This window comes from Nitrincola tapanii (assembly GCF_008368715.1).
In the GTDB taxonomy this organism is placed as follows: domain Bacteria; phylum Pseudomonadota; class Gammaproteobacteria; order Pseudomonadales; family Balneatricaceae; genus Nitrincola; species Nitrincola tapanii.
On record NZ_SMRS01000001.1, the window covers coordinates 274,139 to 295,361 of the forward strand.

Genomic DNA, 21,223 nt, shown 5'->3' on the forward strand with positions numbered 1-21,223 from the left:
ACCCCGGCGGCAAACAAGGTTAATAGGCATCTAAGGGGTCCACGTCAATCGACCAGCGCACCCGTGAGCGTCCCGGATGTTGTTCCAGCATCTGCAGCAGTAGGGTGAGGAGTTGATGCAGAGCGCGGCGTTCCTGTCCTTGAATGAGCAGTTGTGCGCGGTAGAGTCCGGCGCGCTTTTCCATTGGGGCTGGAAAGGGGCCTGACCAGTGGCAGCCGCTAGGCCGTTGCAGACTGTCTTCTAGGCTGTGTCGTAGGTCGCGTAAAAAAGCTTCGGCCCAGCCGCTCTGACTCGCTTCAGCTCGAAGCAGAGCGTGGTGGCTATAAGGGGGTAGACCGGCGGCGGCACGCAGTTTTAATTCATCCCTGGCAAAGGCGTTGTACCCTTGATGAATCAGTGCGTGCAGCATAGGGTGGTCGGGGTGATGTGTCTGCAATACGACCTCTCCGGGATCTTGAGCGCGTCCGGCACGTCCTGCGACCTGAAGAATTAATTGTGAGGTTTTTTCCATGCCACGAAAATCTGCGCTGAAGAGACCGCTGTCAGCATCTAAGATCGCCACCAGCGTGACTTTAGGGAAGTGGTGGCCTTTCGCCAGCATCTGGGTGCCGACCAGAATGCAAGGCGCACCTTGATGGATTCTGTGCATCAATTTGTCCATTGCCCCTTTGCGGGCGGTACTGTCGCGATCGATGCGCAGGATTTCGGTTTTCGGGAACTGCTGACTTAAGAAGTCTTCCGTACGCTCGGTACCGGCACCGTTAGGGCGTAAATCTTCACTGCCGCACTGCTGGCAGGTGCGCGGAATCGGCGTTTGCCGATCACAGTGATGGCAGTGTAGATGGGGCGGGGAGCGGTGCAGCGTCATACGGGCATCACAGCGTGTGCACTCACTCACGGCACCACATTGATGACAGATGAGTGAAGGGGCAAAGCCACGACGATTTAAAAACACCAAGACCTGAGTGCCTGCTTCTAAGTGCTCGGCAATACGCTTGAGTAGAGGGTCGGATATCCCTGCGCGTAAGCTTTGGCCGCGCAGATCTAGTAGATGAAAGCGCGGTGCTTCGGCACCCCCGGCTCGTTGCTGTAAACGACTGAGTTGAAAACGGCCCAGTTCAACATTGTGCAGGCTCTCGAGTGAGGGCGTGGCACTGCCGAGTAGTACCGGAATTTGTAGATTGCGCGCACGCACCAAGGCCAGATCGCGTGCGGAGTAACGAAAACCATCCTGTTGCTTAAAGGAAGCATCATGTTCTTCATCTAGAATAATCAGCCCAGGGCGCGCCAGGGGGGTAAAGATGGCGGAACGTGTACCGATGAGAATACGGGCACTGGCATCGCGTGCTTGTAACCAAGCATCTAAGCGTTGACGATCACTCAAGCCTGAATGTAGAGCCAAAACAGGCACATTAAAACGCGCTTTAAAACGTGCAACCGTTTGCGGGGTGAGGCCAATTTCTGGGACTAAAATGAGCACCTGCTGACCGGCTTCTAGACAGTGTTGAATGGCCTGCAGATAGACTTCGGTTTTGCCTGAACCGGTGACCCCTTCGAGTAGGTGTATATGAAAGCCGCTAGGTGCCAAAAATTGCTGAAGTGCCAGAGCCTGCTCTGTGTTAAGTGTCATGGGCGCTTCGCGTAGAAGATCCCCTGCCTGGACATCATCGGCGTGCCGAGGACGCGGGTGGTGGGTAAAGGACTCGACCCAGCCTTTGCTGGCAAAAGTGCGCAAGGTAGCACTACTGATGCCTTCGAGTTTAATCAGATCACGGCTCACGCCTTCAGGGTTGCGTAAAAGAAGATCCAGTAAGGCTTGTTGACGTGCCGCATTCGCGGCGAGTTTAAGGGTGCCGGTGATAGGAGTGGCGCGCCAAAGGGTTTCATGGACAAAGTGCGCGGGCTCACCTTTACGGAGTAGGCTGGGTAAGGCCTGCATCAGCGCCTCGCCCTCGGGATAAAAGTAGTAGTGTGCTGCCCAGCGTGCGAGTTGCATCAACTCCGCATCCAGAACGGCTGAGTGATCCAGTACTTCCAGTACCTGTTTCAGGCGTGCCGGCTCAAACTCGGATTCAACATCACAGGCCACGACCAAGCCGATGAGTTGGCGTTTGCCGAAGGGTACGCGCACCCGGCAACCCGGTTGAATCTTGGCGGCGAGCGAGTCAGCTAAGCGGTAATCAAACAGCCGATGCAAAGGGGTGGGTAAGGCAACTTGGATAATCACAAGTGGGGGGTCTTTGTCAGTTCAGATAGAGGACAGTCTAGAGGGAATTTTTCCAGGATAAAATAGCTGTAAACCAAGTGATACGCTTGCGGCACGTGTTCGGCATCCGTATAATCTGCCACCTTGTTTTAGATCCCTGGTTGTTGGTGCAGTGCCTTGCAGTCAGCCAGTCCTTATCAGTGCGGTGCCTGACACACTTATTAAATGATCAGGTGGCGGCACATCATGAATCCAATGAGGTTTTAATCATGAAAGCGGGCATCCACCCAAATTACACTGAAATCAAAATGACCTGCTCTTGTGGCAACGTCATCACTACCAAGTCTACTCTGGGCGCTGCCGAGATGAGCTTGGACGTATGCAGCCAGTGCCATCCTTTCTACACCGGTAAGCAGAAAGAAGCGACTTCTGGTGGCCGCGTAGACCGCTTCAACAAGCGTTTTGGTGCGCGTTCACTGAAAAAATAAGCACCTCTTGCGTGCTTAGAATTCAAAAAACCTCCTGCGGGAGGTTTTTTGTTTATCACGGCCTGCGGATTAGGGTTATTACTTACGGCTATAAGCTCATGCATAAAGCCGTAAGTAGAAGGTGTCTGCGCCTTTTTGGCGGTTGTTCACTACATAGCTTTTCGATATGATGCAAGGCCGTTTAACTACAACCTTAGTTGGAAACAGCAACCATGTCTCAAGATTTTAAACAAGCTGCTCTTGATTACCACGAGTTTCCTCGTCCCGGTAAGATCAGTGTGGAGCTCTCAACGTCTGCTGAGACTGCTCGTGATCTTGCTCTGGCATACTCTCCAGGTGTGGCAGAACCGGTGCGTGAAATCGCCAAGGATCCTGATGCCGCTTACCGTTACACTTCAAAGGGTAACCTGGTTGCCGTGATTTCCAATGGGACAGCCATTCTAGGCCTGGGTGACCTGGGTCCTTTGGCTTCCAAACCTGTCATGGAAGGCAAGGCGCTGTTGTTCAAACGTTTCGCGAATATTGACTCAATCGATATCGAAGTCGATGCGGAAAGCCCGCAGGCCTTTATCGATACCGTTGCACGTATTGCTGAAACGTTCGGTGGTATCAACCTCGAAGATATCAAAGCACCTGAGTGTTTTGAAATCGAGCGTACCCTGATTGAACGCTGCAACATTCCTGTGTTCCACGATGATCAGCACGGTACCGCGATTGTGACGGCGGCCGGTATGATCAACGCTTTGGAACTGGCGGGCAAGAAGCTGGAAGAGGCTTCTATTGTCTGCTTAGGAGCCGGTGCGGCTGCCAGCGCTTGTATGAAGCTGCTCATTAACATGGGCGCGAAAGTCGAGAATATCTACATGATCGACCGTAAGGGTGTGATCCACTCTGGTCGTGATGACCTGACCGCCGAAAAAGCGGCGTTCGCTACTGAAACAGATAAGCGTACTCTGGATGATGCCATCGAGGGTGCCGATGTATTCTTGGGTCTGTCTGGTCCAGACCTGCTGTCACCTGAACAGCTGAAGAAAATGGCGGCTAATCCCGTTGTTTTCGCCTGTGCGAATCCTGATCCTGAAATTCGTCCAGAAGTGGCCAAAGCGGCGCGTGACGATGTGATCATGGCAACAGGCCGTTCCGACTTCCCGAACCAGGTTAACAATGTATTGGGCTTCCCTTTCATCTTCCGTGGTGCGTTGGATGTGCGTGCATCCGCCATTAACGAAGAGATGAAAGCTGCAGCTGTGAAAGCTCTGGCAGAACTGGCACGTGAGCCAGTCACCCAGGAAGTTTTGACAGCCTATGGTTTGGACTCATTGGAATTCGGCCGCGAGTATATCCTGCCAAAAGCGACAGATTCACGTTTGCTGGGCCGCATCTCTTATGCGGTGGCGCAAGCGGCGATCAATAGCGGTGTGGCACGTTTGCCGATGCCTGCACACTATCCAATCCGTAGCGAAGCGGAATTGGGTTAATCAGCGCTCAGTAAACATCTGGCTCTAAGTGCGACCTCAGGTCGTACTTAAGCAAAGACTGAAAACCCCGTGAAGGTTTTGGACTCACGGGGTTTTTTGTGTGCAGTCAAAAGGTCAGGACGCGCCTTAAGCCTGCGCCTGTAAAAGTGGCTTCAAGAAGCGACCGGTATGGGACGCAGCGACTTCGACGATCGCCTCCGGCGTGCCGGTGGCAATAATTTCACCCCCTCCCGTGCCACCCTCTGGTCCTAGATCCACTATCCAGTCAGCGGTTTTGATCACATCCAGATTATGCTCGATGACGACGATGGTGTTGCCATGATCACGTAATCGATTGAGGACATTCAAGAGCTGTTGAATATCGTAGAAATGCAGGCCAGTGGTCGGTTCATCCAGGATATACAGGGTTTTACCAGTGTCGCGTTTAGACAGCTCTTTAGCCAGCTTCACACGTTGGGCTTCACCGCCAGAGAGGGTGGTGGCACTTTGACCGAGGCGGATATAACTCAAGCCTACATCGATCAAGGTTTGCAGTTTGCGCGCCAGTGCGGGGATGGCATCAAAGAATTCACGTGCATCTTCAACGGTCATGTCCAGAACTTCATCGATCCCTTTACCTTTGTATTTGACTTCCAGGGTTTCGCGGTTGTAGCGTTTGCCTTTGCAGACATCGCAGGGCACAAAGATATCGGGTAGGAAGTGCATCTCGACCTTGATCACCCCGTCGCCTTGGCAGGCTTCACAGCGTCCACCCTTGACGTTAAAGCTGAAACGTCCGGGTTTGTAACCCCGCGAACGTGCTTCTTGAGTGCCTGAAAAAAGATCACGAATTGTGGTGAAGATGCCGGTATAGGTCGCTGGATTGGAACGTGGCGTGCGTCCAATCGGGCTTTGATCGATATCGATGACCTTATCAAAATGCTCGATACCTTCGATGCGCTCATAGGCTTCTGCATCGAGCGTGGTGGCATGATTCAGCTCGGTGGCCGCAATCGGATAGAGAGTGCCGTTAATAAGTGTAGACTTACCGGATCCCGAGACACCGGTGATACAGGTGAGTAGGCCGACTGGAATCTCCAAGTTGACGTGCTTGAGGTTGTTGCCCTGTGCACCAAAGAGTTTCAGCATCTGCTCTGGATTCACGGGGTGGCGCTGTTTCGGCACTTCAATACGTCGGCGTCCACTGAGGTATTGGCCGGTTAAAGAGGTTTCGCAGTCCATCACTTCTTGAGGTGTGCCGGCAGCGATCACACGTCCGCCATGTACCCCAGCACCAGGGCCAATATCAATCACATGGTCCGCAAGACGTATCGCATCTTCATCATGCTCGACCACAATCACCGTGTTGCCTAGGTTGCGCAGGTGCTTAAGGGTCTCTAACAGGCGATCATTGTCGCGCTGATGTAAGCCGATTGAAGGTTCATCCAGGATGTACATCACACCGACCAATCCTGCGCCAATTTGGCTGGCTAAACGGATGCGTTGCGCTTCACCGCCCGAGAGGGTTTCGGCGCTGCGCTCCATCGACAGATAATCAAGACCCACATTGACCAGAAACGTTAGGCGTTGGCGGATCTCTTTCAGAATCTTATCGGCAATTTCACCCTGTTTGCCGGTGAGACTCAGTTGTTCAAAGTAGTCGCGGCAATTACCAATCGCCATCCGTACGATTTCCGGCAGAGTGCGGCCATCGATATAAACATGGCGGGCTTCACGGCGTAAACGTGTCCCCTCACAGCTGGGACAGGGCTGCATGTTGATGTATTTTGATAACTCCTCACGCACCATGTCCGATTCGGTTTCGCGGTAGCGTCTTTCTAAATTGTTTAGTACCCCTTCAAACGGATGATGCTTGCTGATCAGGCTGCCACGATCATTGGCGTAACGGAATTCGATATTTTCTCGGCCACTGCCGTGAAGAATCACTTTTTGCTGGCTGGGGCTGAGGTCTTGATAGGGGGTATCCATATCAAAACCATAATGCGCTGCCACGGCACAGAGCTGTTGGTAGTAATACAGACTGCGTCGATCCCAACCCCGAATCGCGCCTTCAGAGAGGGTTAGACTGGCATCCTGTATAACTTTGTTTGGATCAAAGTACTGTTTGACGCCTAAACCATCACAGCTCGGGCAAGCACCATGTGGATTGTTAAAGGAGAACATGCGTGGTTCCAGTTCTTGGATGCTGTAACCACAGGTTGGGCAGGCAAAACGCGCGGAAAAGATGATGTCGCTCTGCTCTTCATCGTCCATCCAGGCGATGCGTGCCAGACCATCCGTAAGGTGCAGTGCGGTTTCAAAGGATTCCGCCAAACGAGTTTGTAAGTCGGCACGGACCTTAAAGCGATCAATCACCACTTCGATGCTGTGTTTTTTATTCTTATCCAGCTCCGGTGCGGAATCGAGATCAACGACTAAGCCGTTGATGCGTGCACGTACAAAGCCCTGGCTGCGCAGTTCGGCCAGGGTGTGCAGATGTTCGCCCTTACGCCCATCTACCACAGGAGCCAGAAGCATGAGTTTGCTGCCTTCTGGAAGCGCCAAAACCTGATCCACCATTTGTGAAACCGTCTGCGCGGCGAGGGGAAGGTCGTGTTCTGGGCAGCGAGGCTCCCCCGCACGTGCAAACAATAGACGCAGGTAATCATAGATCTCGGTGATGGTCCCCACCGTCGAGCGCGGGTTGTGTGATGTTGATTTCTGTTCAATGGAGATGGCCGGTGATAAACCTTCGATGTGATCCACATCCGGTTTTTCCATCATCGAGAGAAACTGTCGAGCATAGGTCGAGAGGGATTCTACATAGCGCCTCTGGCCTTCTGCATAGAGGGTATCAAATGCTAAGGAGGACTTGCCGGAACCGGACAAGCCTGTAATCACGATGAGCTGATCACGAGGGATATCCAAGTCGATATTTTTCAGGTTGTGGGTACGCGCACCCCTCACCAGTATTTTATCCATTACCGCTCCGGGTGAAGTGAAAAAAAGAAGTATTATAGGCTTTTAGAAGTTCAGCCAAAACGCACTGGCTGTGTTATTCTGATTTTTTACGCACCACCCCGGGCAAGGAGAGCAAGGGGTCGACAAAAATAGTTGACTGGAGAGAGAAATGGCACGAGGTATCAATAAGGTAATCTTGATCGGAAATCTGGGTGGAGATCCAGAAGTTCGTTATATGCCCAATGGCAACGCCGTAACGAACATCAACCTGGCAACCAGCGAAACATGGAAAGATAAGCAGACAGGTCAGGCGCAGGAGCGCACCGAGTGGCATCGTGTTGTCTTTTTCAACCGTTTGGCTGAAATCGCGGGTGAGTATTTGAAGAAGGGCTCTAAGGTGTATGTTGAGGGTTCATTGCGCACGCGCAAATGGCAGGATCAACAGGGCCAGGATCGTTACACCACCGAAATCGTGGCCAGCGAGATGCAGATGCTGGAAGGACGTGGTGGTGAAGGGATGGGAGCGGCACCCGGAGGGTACAGCCAGTCACCGGACCCGATGGGTTATGGTCAGCCGGCTGCACAAATGGCTCCGCCAGCGCGCCAGAGTGCACCAGCTCGTCCTCAGAATCAGCCACCGGCACAGAACCAACCGCCCGCCTTTGATGATTTTGATGATGACATACCCTTCTGAATGACTAAGACAAAATCAAGAATATTGAAAAAAGAGAGGGCCGCTAAACAGTGGCCCTTTTTGTTATCAGCCTCTCTGTTATCAGCCTTAGATTGACATGGATGACGCCTGCTGGCGCTGTGCTTCTTGCAGTCGATGCAGGGTAATTTTACGCACTTCATCACGACTCTGGCGGATGTGAGTCTGCAGTAAAAATTTGGCCTGTTCGCTATCCGCTTGTTGTATTGCAGACAAAATCGCGGCGTGTTCGTCATAAGTCGCTTGGATCCGTTCTGGCTGGGTAAAATCCAAACGTCGAATGATATGAATCCGTTCGCTGATCTCTGTATGGATGCGCGTCATCTCTCCATTCCCGGCAGCGGCCAGCAATTGGTGATGAAACTCCCGATCCTCCTCGCAGAGAGAGAGATCTGCTCGGCGCTCATCTTGGCTGAGGCACCAGATTTGGGTCAGGGCCTGCAGGCTATCGGGTAATGAGGGCAGGCTGCAGAGGCGTTCAATCGCGCTGCATTCCAACAGGATACGCAGGTCATAAAGTTCCTCAAAAACTTTGAAGTCAAAGGGCTTCACCTGCCAGCCGCTACGAAAATGTACCTCAACATATTGCTCTTGTTGTAGGCGGTAGAGCGCTTCTCGTACCGGCGTGCGACTGGCTTGAAAACGCTGCGCAATCTCTGCTTCACTGAAATACTCTCCCGGTAAAAGTTGAAAGTTAAAAATCAGCTCTTTGATCTGTTGATAGAGACGATCTGCGAGGTTTTGTCTGGGAGATTTTACACGGGCGCGCTGCATGCTCAGTTTTCTTGAGATTTTTTCAAATCGGTGATGTACGCACGCCAGCCGCCGAAGTGGGTGATATCTTTTGCACTCTCCAGTGCCAGCGGCTCACAGATGAAACCCTTCACGTTACGCCCGTCTTGCAGCAACAGATTGCCAATGCCTAGGGGTTCAGGGATCTCGGCAACAAAGGCACCCAAGTGTGCCAGAGGGATATCCCAAAGCTCGACAAGAATCGATGCGCCCTTGTCCGCTACGCGTGCTAATCCAGGCTTGGGGGGGGTGGTGTTGGCTAGGGCATAGAGACGATATTCAGGTGCGGTCTGGGTGGCTTCGACAAAGGCGGCATGGCGGCTCGTTAGCTGGAAGTTGAGCGGCATGCCCCGCAGGTGGGCACCGACCACGGCCACCCTGACGGCACCGGGGGCTAGAGTGCTGACATCCTCGGCTGCAGGTTGGAAGGCCTGGCCGGTGGCACCGAGTGGCAGGGCTAGATGGGCTTGCCAGCGTTGGCCGAAGTCGGCCAGGGCAAAATCATGCCAGGCATTGGCAATCAGCGTGATTCCGGCAGGTAGACCGTCTGCACGGAAGGGGGCTGGTAAGGCTAATGCTGAGAGATCGGCCAAATTGGTGAAGTTGGTGTAGGTACCAAATTGGGAGTTGTATAACACCGGTTCTTGCTGCATTTCTGCTTGGGTGCGAATTCTGGGCGAGGTGGGGACCACCAGTGCATCGACCTGAGAAAGTGTATGCTGAATCATCCGTGCCAGCTCTTGACGGCGGTATTCGGCGGCAAAGCAGTCGATGGCGGAGTAGTCCGATCCCTTTGTCACAATACTGCGCACCGTGCTCTCGATCTGCTCAGGTGCTTGCTGCAATAACTCCCCGATGGCATGCGTTCTTTCCGCCACCCAAGGGCCTTGATAGAGAAGTTCAGCCAGTTCCGTGAAGGGTGAAAAATCGATCTCGACCCAATCCACTAAGCGGCTCAGTTCGGCGCGTGCTTTCGCAAACGCCTCTTCGGCGAAGGGGTCGGCAAAGAATTCAAGTTGTGCGGGAATGGCAAACTTAGGCCGCTCAGGCATTCGGGTCGGTGTAGCAGCGGGTGGTTGGCGTGAGTAAGCATCTTCGAGATCCTGTTTCTGCCCTAAAATTTGCGCCACTTGTAGGGCATCTGCTGTGGTAAGCGCAAACACCGAGACACAATCGAGAGAGCGACAAGCAGGCACTACGCCTTGGATTGAGAACCAGCCGCGAGTCGGTTTCAGGCCAACGATATTGTTAAAACCAGCGGGGACACGGCCAGAGCCTGCTGTATCCGTACCTAGAGCAAAAGGCACTAACCCGCGAGCCGTCACTGAAGCGGAGCCTGAGCTAGAGCCGCCACTGATGTACTCAGGATTGAAGCTATTGGGAACCGCACCATAAGGTGAGCGTGTGCCGACTAAGCCGGTGGCGAACTGATCTAGGTTCGTTTTGCCGATCAAGAGCGCACCGGCTTGTTTCAGGTGCTGTACTACGCTGGCATCCTTCTCAGCCAGATAGGCAAAGGCGGGGCAGGCAGCGGTGGTGATCCAACCCGCGACATCAATATTATCCTTAACCGCAAAGGGCACGCCAAACAGGGGTAAGGCTTCACCCTGCTCACGACGCTCCTGCAGTGCCTGCCAATCTGTTTGCAGCTGGGTTAAGGAAAGGCGGCTGATCCAAGCACAGTCTGTCGCTTGATTTATCTGTTCAATGAGTTCTGTAAGGTAGGCATAACCTTGAGGGGTTTGGTGTGCTGTTTGCCAGTCTTTCAAGGTCCAGCCGAGGGTGCTTAAGGATGTCATGATGCTCTCACTAGTATTCCATCTTGTATACAAGACAAAGCAAAATGAGTGCCACGGATGTAAAAGCACCTTTTTTCAAAAGGTTAAGAGTCGATCTGTCGCGGCATCTAAAGGCAGGCTGCACCGACAGATCGCATAGAAGGCGTGTCTGTTTTATTTTGGGTCGTTTTACTCACCTGCGGTGGTTTAGGTTAAGAGCGCCTGCGCTAAGCGCTCATAACTGTGCAGACGATCCTTAAAGTCATAGGTGACGGTCAGAATCGCGATCTCTTCCGTAGCGTAGTGGTCGGCCAGGTGTTCCAGTTTATGCGCGCATTCTTCTGGGCTGCCTAAGACCATCGAGTCGATCAGAGCGTCATAAAACGCTCGATCCGAGGGGCTCAAATGGTTTTTCAGTTGCTGTACCTGATCAGGGCTCTGCACACGTTCACGGATACCTTGGCGGAAGAGGCGGACTTTCCAATACACGGCCGGGCCGGCTAAATACTCCGCCTCTTCACGGCTGCTGGCGCACAGAGCGGCGACGGCAAGGTTGACTTCAGGTTCACCCGAATGCCCGGCGGCATACCAAGCCTGTTTGTATTCGTGCATCACACTCACGGGTGCTGGATCAGGGCTGATGAAGAGTGCCAGCGCCATCTTCATCCCAACCTGGCCAGCCAGTGCCGCGCTGCCCCCGCTAGAGCCCAGCATCCAGGTTTGCGGTTTTGCCCTCTGGCCGGGGAGTAGCTGCAGACGCTGATAGGGGTGGTTAGCGGGTAGGGTGCCTTCGAGTAGATTTTGTAATAACCAGGCCTGCTCAGCATAGTCTTCCTGTCCTGGACGCGCTGGATACGCCAGAGCCTGAGTGGCCAACGCATCGCCACCGGGGGCACGGCCGATGCCGAGATCGATACGATCGGGGAAGAGCGTGGCCAAGAGGCTAAATTGTTCTGCGACTTTATAAGGGCTGTAGTGGGTGAGCATCACCCCACCACTGCCGACACGGATACGTTGTGTCACGCTGGCGATGTGGCTGATGAGTATTTCTGGACAGGGGCCAGCAAAATTGAGGCTGTTATGGTGTTCTGCCAACCAGTAACGATGGTAACCGAGACGATCACAGGCACGGGCTAATTCAACACTCAGGTGCACAGGAGAAAGGTCACTCGGTTGCCCTTGTACCGGGGATTGATCCACAACGTTCAGTTTCAGTGTCATGCCGCATCCAGATAGGTGATTAAAAAGCTAAGGTGTATGTATAACGAGAGGAAAGTTCTGGGGCTATCCTTTCTTTGCAGCCGATCTGTCCTCAGTGCGCAAGCTATTGGAGTTCACCACCCTGGGGTGACAGCGACGCGAGATGGATCAGGCCGCCGTGAGGCGGGTAAACAGTCAGATTGTCGCCTCGTATCCATAGCCAAGGAATCTTATAATCTTGTAGACTTCTTAAGTAGATCAAGGCGTTTAGCCCAAGGTGCAGCACCCTCCTTTCCCAATGCAAACCTCCAGATTTAAACACGGCAATTTAAACACTTATGAAGGTTTTGCATCGGCGTGAGAGAATGATATGGTGCAGTGCAAGAAATCGTGCAAAACATTACCTATCTCCTTCATCTCTAGAGGGCACAGTTTGTCTCAGGATCCCATCAAAATTCTGATTACCGGAGGCGATGGCCAATCCGGACAAGCGATTGCCCGTCTGGCGCAGTCCGATCCGTTTTTTCAGGTCACGGCGCTGCCGCGTAAGCAGTTAGACATCACCCAGCCGCATCAGATCATGGCTCAATTGGATCGTTATCTACCGGACTATGTGATCAATGCCGCCGGTTTTAACAGTGCCGATCGTGCCGAGCGTGAGCCGGAAAAAGCGCTGCAAATTAATGCCGAAGGGGTTCGGAATTTGGCGCTGGCTTGTGGAGAACTCTCCATTCCCGTGATCCATCTGTCTACGGACTATGTTTTTGATGGTCATTATGCCAGTGGCTATAGCGAAGAAGATCCGGTCGCGCCGCTGGGGGTGTATGGGCAGACCCGTCTACAAGGGGAGTTGTATCTCCAGCAGTTATTACCTCAGCATATCATTCTGCGCTGTAGTTGGATTTTCAGCGAGCGTGGGGATAACTTTATGCTGCGTTTGCTGAATGAAGCACGTGAGCAGAGTGTGCTGCAGGCGGTGGATGATCGTCGCGGTTGCCCGACCTCGGCACATGATTTAGCACGTGTTGTTTTGGCAATCCTGAAGCAACTCAGTTGTGGGGCAGAACCCTGGGGCATCTTTCACTATTGTGGTGCGGAAGTGACGACGCGTTATGGTTTTAGCGAGGCGTTGATTGCGGCGGCGCGGCAGTATGAAGATTTGAAGGTGGCAAAAATTCAGCCGGTCGGCTCGGCAGATCTGCCTTATGAAGCCTTGCGCCCTGCGACTTCAGTGCTGAAATGCAAAAAAATACTGAATGTTTTTGGGATTCGCCAGCGCCCTTGGCGCAGTGAGCTACAGCGTTTGATTCGTGAGTATTATGGGCAGATCCGCCTCTAACCGCGGACTGCCCTGCTTGCAGCCTCAAGCCCCGATTCTACAGGCGCTTGGCCTCATCTGGTTGGCTTGAGATCCTTAGAGAGCGAGCCTTAGAAAAAAGGCAGAGGGGTGCGTTGTACAGCGACCAGCAGAATATAAGCCAGGCTCGCACCGGCTAAGACTAAGCCCAGTAAACGCCCTTGAGTATTCGCAGCCCATTTAAAGGCGTAGAGCGCAAAACCTACATAAGCCAGCAACCCCAAAATCTTAGCCAGTACCCAAGGCACTTGGAAAGGATTCATCTGCATCACCCCCAACAAACCCAAGGCGGAGAGAATCAGCAGAGTGTCGATCACATGCGGCAGGATTTTCAGCAAGCGCTTTTTTAACGCCTTAGGATAAGCCAGCAAAAGTAACGCACGCAGCAGGAAGAAACCGAGAGTCAGCACCACAAAGGTGAGATGCAGGTGTTTGAACGCCATATACATAGATAGATACCCCTATAATCAAGTCAGCGCCAGACTCTGTCACAAGCCTTTCTGGCAAGCAAGCTTCTCTCGGCTTATTTGCGTCCTGCGCTTTGGGTAATACGTTCCGGACGAAAACCGAGTACAGCCAATACACAAAACACTAGAGTGGTCGCCAGTGTAATGAGGAGCGCTTGAGTATTCAGTTGTAGATAGAGGGCATGACGGACTAACTCCACCGCATGCGTAAAGGGGTTGAGACTACAGATCCAGTAGAGCCATTCGCTGCTCTCGCGCATACGCCAGAGAGGGTAGAGAGCGGAAGACATAAAAAACATGGGGAAGATAACAAAATTCATCACCCCAGCGAAGTTTTCCAATTGGCGAATACGCGAGGATAAGAATAAACCGATGGCACCCAGTAAAACCGCAGTGAGCACCAGCGCAGGGAGTGCGGCAAACAAGCCGGCATAGGGTAAGCGAATGTTCATCAGCAGTGCGATGGCAAAAAACGCATACACCTGGAGTAATGAAATTAGAGCGATGGCCATCAACTTACACAGCAATAATCCACTGCGTGGCAGAGGACTCATCAGCAACACCCGCATGCTGCCCATCTCACGGTCATACACCATGGATAGCGCACTTTGCATACCGTTGAACAGCAGAATCATGCAGGCTAGCCCAGGCACTATATAGGTTTCATAGGTGATATAGGTTTGATAGGGCGGGATGATCGATAAGCCCAGCGCGGCACGAAAGCCTGCCGCAAACACGACCAGCCATAACAGTGGGCGCACCAGGGCACTCAGAAAGCGCGAGCGCTGCTGGACAAAGCGTTGGAATTCACGGCGTAGAATACCGTTAAAGGCATGCAGACCCAGTTTAAACATCAGTTCATCTCCTTCGATAAACCCGTGATCTGCTCAAAGGCTTGCTGCATCTGTGCTTGGCCTGTTTGCTGGCACAGGTGAGCGGCTTGATCATCGGCTAGGAGTTGGCCCTGATGTAAAATCAACACCCGATCCTTAGGCTGAATTTCATCGATCAGATGAGTGGTCCAGAGCACGCTTAATCCCTCCTGCTGACAGAGTTCTCGAACATGCTCATTCAGGGTTTGCCGAGCGCGCGTATCCAAACCGGTGGTGGCTTCATCAAGTAGTAGGACAGAGGGTTGGTGTAACAGGGCGCGGGCAATCTCGACACGACGGCGGTGGCCGCCATTCAGATTCCGCACACGCTCATGCAGACGATCCGCTAACTGCCAGGGTTCTAAGGCTTTTAAGGCACGTTGCCGCGTTTCCTGGGCGGATAAGCCGTGTAGAGCGCCGTGGTATTGCAGGTTTTGCAGGACACTGAGATCCAGATCGAGTGTGCTTTGCTGGAAGACCACGCCGAGGTGACGCATCACCTGGCGTGGTTTGACATCCAGATCGATACCGGCGATTAGGATCTGTCCCTGTTGCAGACGATGTAAACGCGTGAGCAGAGAGAAGAGCGTGGTTTTTCCCGCGCCATTCGGACCCAGTAAGGCCGCAAACTCTCCAGTTTTAAGGCTGAAGTTCAGGTCGTGTAAGGCGGCTCGCTGAGCATAATGAAAGCTCAGATCACGCACTTCGATACTCATGCTCTTGTCCTCGGACTAGGGGGCCGCCACGACACCCCAAGGATAGCGCCCGACCTGGATGGTCTTGATCACCTGCATTTTATCCACATCGATGACCGAAACATCACCACTCACACCATTGGTCGAGATGACGTATTTATCATCCGGTGTCAGACCCACCCCCCAAACGCGCCGTCCGACCAGAAGATAGTCGAGTACTTCATAGGTCTTGGCATCAATCACCGCGACATGGTTTGCCGGGCCTAAGGCAACAAAGGCATAACGGCCATCTTGGGTGAGCTGGATGCCAACGGGCTGGATGCGATCTGGGTGAACACCTTTAATGGCGAAATTGATTTTGTGTACTTCCTGACGGGTTTCCACATCAAAGATGGTGACGGTGCCACCGATCTCAGCAGAAGCCCAGAGGAGTTTGGAATCATGGGTAAATTCGACATGACGAGGGCGCTGATCAATCAGTGTATTATCCACCAACTCCAGTGTTTCGGTATCGATCCAGTGCAGCATATTGGTGGTTTCACTGGTGTTCACCGCCCATTTACCATCGGGGCTCACCCCCATCCCTTCAGGCTCAATACCGACTTCTATCTGGCGCAGTACCTGATTGGTTTCGACATCGATGACGGAGACGATGTCATCGTCTTCATTGGCAATAAACAGCAAACGGTCATTCGGATGCAAAGCAAACTGCTCAGGATCATCGCCAGAGGGTAGATCCTTGATGAACTCGAAGGTTTTGGCGTCATAGACCTCAACTCGATCTGAGTCACTGGCACAGACATAGAGTTTGCTGTAATCACTATTAAGCAAAATGCCGCGAGGGCGCATACCTACATCAAAGGTTTTGATCACCTCCCAACTCTTGGTGTCGATCGCGGTGATGGTGTTGTCGCGCTCGTTGGAAACAAACGCGGTGCCTGCAAACACAGAACTGCTGGCCAGCAAAGCACTGGCAAGGAGAGTGGGTAAAAGACGTTTTTTAAACATGATAGAACCTCTTGTTATTTTACTCGGCATTGGCTTTCCGGGGCATCAAACCCTAGGGTGTCAAGATCTGTGACTGGATGCAGGAAACCTTCTTGTGGAGATAGGGACACCAGCGCACGTGGGTGCACTAAGGGGATGGGTTGGCGCAGCTGACCACTCCAATGACGGTATTCCAGACGACGGCCTTTGAAGCCGGCGAGCTGGAATTTATCGGAGAGGATAAACTCACGCAGAGTTTCCGGATCATCACTGCGCGTTTGTGTCACCGCTTCTCCGAGGGTGCGTACACCCGCCCAGCTGGCATAATCCTGCTCATTCATCCAGCGCTCGGCATGATCCTCAAAGCGGCTATGCAGTTGAGCCGCCCCCCAAGCTTCAACCACCTTATGCCAGGCTACAGGCGTCATGCCCTGAGTGCCGGCGACAGGGCGTGGTAGCCAGGTGTTATAAGGAAGATATTCACCAAAATCCCCGCGCTCATCGGCAACAATCACCACATCATAGTCACGCGAGCGGGTAAAGACGGGCAGTTCTTGCTGAGCTGTACGGCGTAGGTCTGTGTCGAAACTCCAGCTTTTTTCTTCAATGATGCGGCTGCCAAAGCGTTCTGCGGCACGTTTAACGGCAGCGGCATAGGCTTGATCATCAGGGTGTTGTCCGGTGATTAATAACCATTTATTCCAACGTTTTGCCGCCAGCCACTGCCCTAGAGCATCGGCCAGCATGGCGCGTGAAGGGATGGTGTGCAGCATATCCGGGATACATTCATTGACCCGTAAGGCATCATCTTTACTGCCCGCATTAAAGATGATCGAACCCTCTCCGACTTGGCTATGCAGTGCTTTAAGCTCCGCTTTGGGGAGATTGGCGACAAAAAAACGTACACCCTCGGCATAGAGGCTTTGGGCTTTCTCCAGCAGTTGTTCAGGGTTGTCAGATTGTAGCGCCTCGAGATGATAACGCTGTTTTAAGAAACGTCCGGTCGTATTGTTGTCTTTAATGCCGACTTCCGCACCGCGCAAACCCGAATCCTCAGGCTCAGGAAAACTGTTTGAGAGCACCGGCCCCCGATCTTCTAAGTAGCCCAAATACGCAATGCGTATGTCCAGTTCGCTGGCGCTCAGTGCTGAAGAGGCGAGGAGCGTCATCGCAGACAGTACGGAAGAACGCAGAGAGTGTTTTATTGTTTTCATAAGATTCATGCGTTTTTTAATTAGGTAATGACCTTATTCATGCTAGACACCGGGGCTGGGGAGGGAAATGTTAGTAAAGTAGTAATTATTTACTTCTTAAGTAGCATTTTTTTAAAAGGGGGCTGAGATAGGCTGATATAACAAAATCCTGATAAACATAATAAAGGAGTAGACACTATGTCTGCACGTATCGCTTTTCCAGCTAAAGCCCTGATTTTGGGTTTGGCTTTGTCCTTTTCGGGTGTGGCGTTTGCAGCGGGGGATTTAACTCAGCGCCCTGAACGTTTGCCCGCCCTGACACTGGGTAAGCTCACCGATGCCGAGTTGCTCGACTATTTTATGGAGCCTAAAGAGTATCGCCTGGAAACAGGGAAATCCTACCGCCTCAAGATACAGGCCTCCGGCTTAAAAGAGTATGCCCTGCGTGCACCGGCCTTCTTTGAAAACATCTATATCCGCAAGGTCGAAGCGGGCGGCGTTGAGATTAAGGGTGTCGGTCTGAATGAGCTCGAGTTTGAAGCCAAGGGTGAGGCTGAAATTTTCTTTGTACCGATTCGCCCAGGTAAGTTTCCTTTCTTCATCAAAGGCCATGAATCACGGGGTATGGAAGGTCATATCATCGTTGAATAAATACTCAGGTCGTTTCGTTTAGTACCTAAGTATCAAATAAAGCCACCCAAGGGTGAATGAAAAACCGAGCCGATTTTGATCACTATTACAAGCATAAATAGAGATCAATTTAATAAGTCTAAAAATGGGTGAAGCATTATGAAGCCAATTAGCAAAAAAGCCGGTTTGTTCACTGTTGCGTTGTTTTCTGCCGGTTTGTCCGGCTTGGTTCTGGCGCATGGAGATGTGACACCTCAGGCCGTCGAAACTAAGGGTTTAACGCCACTGGGAACTGAGTGGTTGGAAGAGAACCCTTACCGTCCTGGACATCCTGAATATGACGCAGCGGTGAAAATCGGTGCTTCGGCTTACAACCAAAACTGTGCACGTTGCCATGGTTTGGAAGCGATTTCAGGGGGCATAGCGCCAGATTTACGTGAGATGGAAGATGGTATCGAAGGAGATGAATGGTACCTCTACCGTGTACGCGAAGGTTCTGTTCGTGACGGTCGTGTCTATATGCCGCGTATGGCGGATTATATGGACCAAGAAGCCGTCTGGGCGATCAGAGCCTGGTTGGAGACTGTGAGTCATGGGCATTAAGCGACTGCTGAAATCCTGTACTGCTTTAACTTTGCTACTTGTCCTGCTCCCCTGGGGGCAGGCAAGTGCACGACCCTTCGATGAATTGATGGCATCAGGCTTTGTCCGTATCGCTGTCTACAAAGATTTCCCGCCTTACTCTTTTATTAATGATGCCGGTGAGCCTGCCGGGGTGGACGTTGAGATCGCACGCCTGATTGCGGATGAGATGGGGCTTGAACTGGATCTGTTCTGGATGTTGCCTGATGAGGATCTGAGTGATGATCTGCGCAACTATCTCTGGCGTGGTCACGTCCTAGATCATGAGCATAAGCATGAACGCTTGTCGGGTAAAAAAGTGGCGGACGTTATGTTGCGTGTGCCCTATGACAAGGATTTCAACTACATGCGGGGTTACATCGGAGAGGGCGTTTATGCCTATCAGAATGATTTAGTTGTGATGATGTCGCCTTACCAGCGTGAAACCTGGAAGCTAGCGCATGATACTCAGCGCCTTGAACAGGTGCGCACTCTCGCCGTGTTTCAATACCACCCGATTGGGGTGGAAATGGAAACCGTTCCTGCCTTTATGCTGACATCGGTTTTTAACGGCAATTTGCGTAAAAATGTTCGCCATTTCCGCAGCCCTGAACAGGCGTTTCTGGCCATGACCGAAGGTGAGGTGGCCGCTGCCATGGGGATGCGGGGTGAGCTGGAATGGTTACTTAATCAGCACTCTGATGAGCGCTTTAAGATGGGGGATACCACCTTCCCCGCGATGGGCAAACCCCATTGGGATATTGGTATCGCGGTGCGTGAAGCTGATCGTCAACTGGGTTATCTAGTCGAGGGTATTTTAGAACCCCTGGTCTTAAACGGGGAGCTGCAAGAGATCTACCAGCGTTACGGCCTGACCTATGAAAAACCTGCGTTTTTTGATTTCTGATCTCAAGATTCAATCGCAATAACACAACACTTCCGGCTGCCCCTCAGTCGGAAGTGTTGCTGCTTACCAAGACTGTGGCATACATAATAATTAGGAGATGCCCTATGTGTAAGAGAAAAAGCTGGGCTGCGTGTTGGTCCAGAGCCGGATTGGTGGTTGCCTTAGCCATCAGCCCCCTCGTTGCTGCGCAAACAGAAGACAGCGTGATGTGGGATTACACCCGTAAGATGTTTATCGGTGATGCCACCTACAGCTTTGATGAGCGTATCCGCGTTGAGCTGCCAAGCTTTGCTGAAGATTCTATGCAGGTTCCCTTAGGGGTAGATGCCAGCGGCCTGAATGAACCCATTCAACAGATGATCGCCTGGGCTGACTATAACCCTATTCAACACATCTTTACCTACCGCCCACAAGCCGGGGTGTTACCGCAAGTTTCCCTGCCCTTTAAAGTACAACAGAGTACTCCAGTGCGTGTCGCCGTGCAGTTGACCTCCGGTGAATGGCGCGTGGGCAGTGGTTATGTGGATGCCGCTGGCGGTGGATGTACTCTGCCCAGTGAGAGCCGAATGCAAGATGATTGGGTCAGCTCTCTTGGCCAGATCAGTGCCGGGCGTTTCTCACGCGCTAGCGGCGATCGTTTTAAGTTGCAGGTGATGCATCCGATGGATTCGGGTCTGGTCGCCAATATCCCCAGTTTTTACCTCGAAGAACTGCAAGTGCGCAGACCGAGTGGTGAGGTGCTGATTCAGATGCAACTCTCTCCTGCTGTGTCTGAAAATCCAGTGATTACCTTTGATACCGCGACCGGTGCAGCGGATGTCACGCTGTGGTTGCGTGATAACGATGGTAATGAATTTGAGCGCGCGCTTTAACCTAGGCATCGGTTTGCAGACAAGATAGAGAGGAAAGTTTATGCCAACGTTAATCACCTGGCTCTTGGCGCTGATGTGCGCGGCTTTGAGCAGTGCCAGTTGGGCGCTGAACTATGATTTACAACCGCGCCAGATTGCTGAAAACACCTGGGTTGTCATAGGTACCACCGAAGACTTTAGTCGCCAGAATGGTGGGGATATCGTCAACAGTGCCTTTATTGTCACCTCCGAAGGCGTGATCGTTTTAGATAGCGGTCCCTCGCGGCGATATGGTGAGGCACTCAAACAAAAGATCACGGAGATCACTGATCAGCCCATCTTAAAAGTGATCAACAGCCATCATCATCCGGATCATTTTTTTGGCAATCAGGCATTTTTACCGGCACCGATTTTGTCCCTAGAAGCGACCCAGCGCCTCATCGCCGAGCGCGGTGAAACCTATGCCGAGAATATGTACCGCCTAGTGGGTGACTGGATGCGTGGGACCGAGGTGGTGGTGCCGACTCAGACGATTCAGCCGGGTGTTGAAGAGATCGGCGGACATCGCTTTGAGTGGTTCGCCTTTTCTGGACACTCTGGCGAGCGAGCCGACCTGGTTTTGCTGGATCACACCACCGGGGTGTTATTTCCGTTTGATTTAGTCTTTTACCAGCGTGCAGCGACCACCCCGGATACGCCAGGGTTAGAGATCTGGTTACAGGATCTGGAGCGACTGGCCCAGATGGAGTTTCGGCAGATGTTGCCGGGTCATGGTGAGGTGGTGAGTGACTTAACGGCGCTCAAGCAGACTTCAGCCTATCTTGCTTGGTTGCATGAAACTCTGCAGGGGGCTGCCGCCGAGGGGCTGAGTAGCAGTGAGGTGATGCGTTTGCCTATTCCACAGGCGTTTAGCGAGTTGGCACAGGTACGCCAGGAGTTCGAGCGCAGTGTCACGCATCTTTATCGACACTATGAGCAGGCCGTTTTTACACAGTAGTAATACCAACGCACTAGAAATTCTAAACGAGGGATGGATGGTGTGACTTGTG

19 protein-coding genes are annotated in these 21,223 nt (G+C 52.5%); 9 read left to right on the forward strand and 10 right to left on the reverse strand.

All coding sequences use genetic code 11. The features are described 5' to 3' along the window. Positions 1 to 19: 19 nt before the first annotated feature. A complete protein-coding gene (locus E1H14_RS01415; RefSeq protein WP_149389660.1) occupies positions 20 to 2,227 on the reverse strand; it encodes a primosomal protein N' in 2,208 nt (735 codons plus the stop codon). Positions 2,228 to 2,475: 248 nt separating this feature from the next. On the opposite strand from E1H14_RS01415, the gene rpmE reads away from it, so the two are divergent. Continuing rightward, a complete protein-coding gene (rpmE, locus tag E1H14_RS01420; protein ID WP_149389661.1) occupies positions 2,476 to 2,694 on the forward strand; it encodes a 50S ribosomal protein L31 in 219 nt (72 codons plus the stop codon). 212 nt (positions 2,695 to 2,906) lie between these two features. Next, positions 2,907 to 4,172: a malic enzyme-like NAD(P)-binding protein gene (locus E1H14_RS01425; RefSeq protein ID WP_149389662.1), complete on the forward strand. Its 1,266-nt coding sequence runs from the start codon at positions 2,907 to 2,909 to the stop codon at positions 4,170 to 4,172. A gap of 126 nt (positions 4,173 to 4,298) precedes the next feature. Here the strand turns inward: E1H14_RS01425 and uvrA are convergent, their stop codons facing one another. Then, positions 4,299 to 7,133 (reverse strand): excinuclease ABC subunit UvrA, encoded by a 2,835-nt coding sequence (uvrA, locus tag E1H14_RS01430; protein WP_149389663.1) that lies wholly within the window; start codon positions 7,131 to 7,133, stop codon positions 4,299 to 4,301. Between the two features lie 148 nt (positions 7,134 to 7,281). Here uvrA and ssb point away from each other — a divergent pair, with 148 nt between their 5' ends. Then, positions 7,282 to 7,806 (forward strand): single-stranded DNA-binding protein, encoded by a 525-nt coding sequence (gene ssb, locus E1H14_RS01435; RefSeq protein WP_149389664.1) that lies wholly within the window; start codon positions 7,282 to 7,284, stop codon positions 7,804 to 7,806. Positions 7,807 to 7,893: 87 nt separating this feature from the next. Here the strand turns inward: ssb and E1H14_RS01440 are convergent, their stop codons facing one another. The 3 genes from E1H14_RS01440 to E1H14_RS01450 form a co-directional block, all read right to left on the reverse strand. Continuing rightward, positions 7,894 to 8,598, reverse strand: coding sequence for a GntR family transcriptional regulator (locus E1H14_RS01440; protein WP_149389665.1), 705 nt, complete (start codon positions 8,596 to 8,598; stop codon positions 7,894 to 7,896). A gap of 2 nt (positions 8,599 to 8,600) precedes the next feature. Next, positions 8,601 to 10,415 (reverse strand): allophanate hydrolase, encoded by a 1,815-nt coding sequence (atzF, locus tag E1H14_RS01445; RefSeq protein WP_149389666.1) that lies wholly within the window; start codon positions 10,413 to 10,415, stop codon positions 8,601 to 8,603. A gap of 186 nt (positions 10,416 to 10,601) precedes the next feature. Continuing rightward, positions 10,602 to 11,615, reverse strand: coding sequence for an LLM class flavin-dependent oxidoreductase (locus tag E1H14_RS01450; RefSeq protein ID WP_149389667.1), 1,014 nt, complete (start codon positions 11,613 to 11,615; stop codon positions 10,602 to 10,604). A gap of 412 nt (positions 11,616 to 12,027) precedes the next feature. On the opposite strand from E1H14_RS01450, the gene rfbD reads away from it, so the two are divergent. Next, a complete protein-coding gene (rfbD, locus tag E1H14_RS01455; protein ID WP_235017356.1) occupies positions 12,028 to 12,933 on the forward strand; it encodes a dTDP-4-dehydrorhamnose reductase in 906 nt (301 codons plus the stop codon). Between the two features lie 89 nt (positions 12,934 to 13,022). On the opposite strand, the gene E1H14_RS01460 is transcribed toward rfbD, so the two are convergent. The 5 genes from E1H14_RS01460 to E1H14_RS01480 form a co-directional block, all read right to left on the reverse strand. Continuing rightward, entirely contained in the window at positions 13,023 to 13,400 is a 378-nt protein-coding gene (locus tag E1H14_RS01460) for a SirB2 family protein (RefSeq protein WP_149389669.1), read from the reverse strand. Positions 13,401 to 13,474: 74 nt separating this feature from the next. Next, a complete protein-coding gene (locus tag E1H14_RS01465) occupies positions 13,475 to 14,272 on the reverse strand; it encodes an ABC transporter permease (protein WP_149389670.1) in 798 nt (265 codons plus the stop codon). Beyond that, positions 14,272 to 15,006, reverse strand: a complete 735-nt coding sequence (locus tag E1H14_RS01470) for an ABC transporter ATP-binding protein (RefSeq protein ID WP_149389671.1) — start codon at positions 15,004 to 15,006, stop codon at positions 14,272 to 14,274. The genes E1H14_RS01465 and E1H14_RS01470 overlap by 1 nt, the downstream gene beginning before the upstream one ends. Before the next feature lie 15 nt (positions 15,007 to 15,021). Further along, positions 15,022 to 15,993: a YVTN family beta-propeller repeat protein gene (locus tag E1H14_RS01475; protein WP_149389672.1), complete on the reverse strand. Its 972-nt coding sequence runs from the start codon at positions 15,991 to 15,993 to the stop codon at positions 15,022 to 15,024. Positions 15,994 to 16,007: 14 nt separating this feature from the next. Beyond that, positions 16,008 to 17,186, reverse strand: coding sequence for an ABC transporter substrate-binding protein (locus tag E1H14_RS01480; protein WP_149389673.1), 1,179 nt, complete (start codon positions 17,184 to 17,186; stop codon positions 16,008 to 16,010). A 177-nt stretch (positions 17,187 to 17,363) separates the two neighbouring features. On the opposite strand from E1H14_RS01480, the gene E1H14_RS01485 reads away from it, so the two are divergent. From E1H14_RS01485 to E1H14_RS01505, 5 genes are all read left to right on the forward strand, one after another. Next, complete coding sequence (locus E1H14_RS01485; RefSeq protein WP_149389674.1) at positions 17,364 to 17,816, forward strand: cupredoxin domain-containing protein; 453 nt, start codon at positions 17,364 to 17,366, stop codon at positions 17,814 to 17,816. Between the two features lie 138 nt (positions 17,817 to 17,954). Further along, positions 17,955 to 18,398: a cytochrome c-550 PedF gene (gene pedF, locus E1H14_RS01490; protein ID WP_149389675.1), complete on the forward strand. Its 444-nt coding sequence runs from the start codon at positions 17,955 to 17,957 to the stop codon at positions 18,396 to 18,398. After that, positions 18,388 to 19,323: a substrate-binding periplasmic protein gene (locus E1H14_RS01495; RefSeq protein WP_149389676.1), complete on the forward strand. Its 936-nt coding sequence runs from the start codon at positions 18,388 to 18,390 to the stop codon at positions 19,321 to 19,323. Before pedF ends, E1H14_RS01495 begins: the two co-directional genes overlap by 11 nt. Positions 19,324 to 19,427: 104 nt before the next feature. Continuing rightward, entirely contained in the window at positions 19,428 to 20,195 is a 768-nt protein-coding gene (locus E1H14_RS01500; protein ID WP_149389677.1) for a quinoprotein dehydrogenase-associated SoxYZ-like carrier, read from the forward strand. Between the two features lie 40 nt (positions 20,196 to 20,235). Then, positions 20,236 to 21,171, forward strand: coding sequence for a quinoprotein relay system zinc metallohydrolase 1 (locus E1H14_RS01505; protein WP_149389678.1), 936 nt, complete (start codon positions 20,236 to 20,238; stop codon positions 21,169 to 21,171). Positions 21,172 to 21,223: the final 52 nt, after the last annotated feature.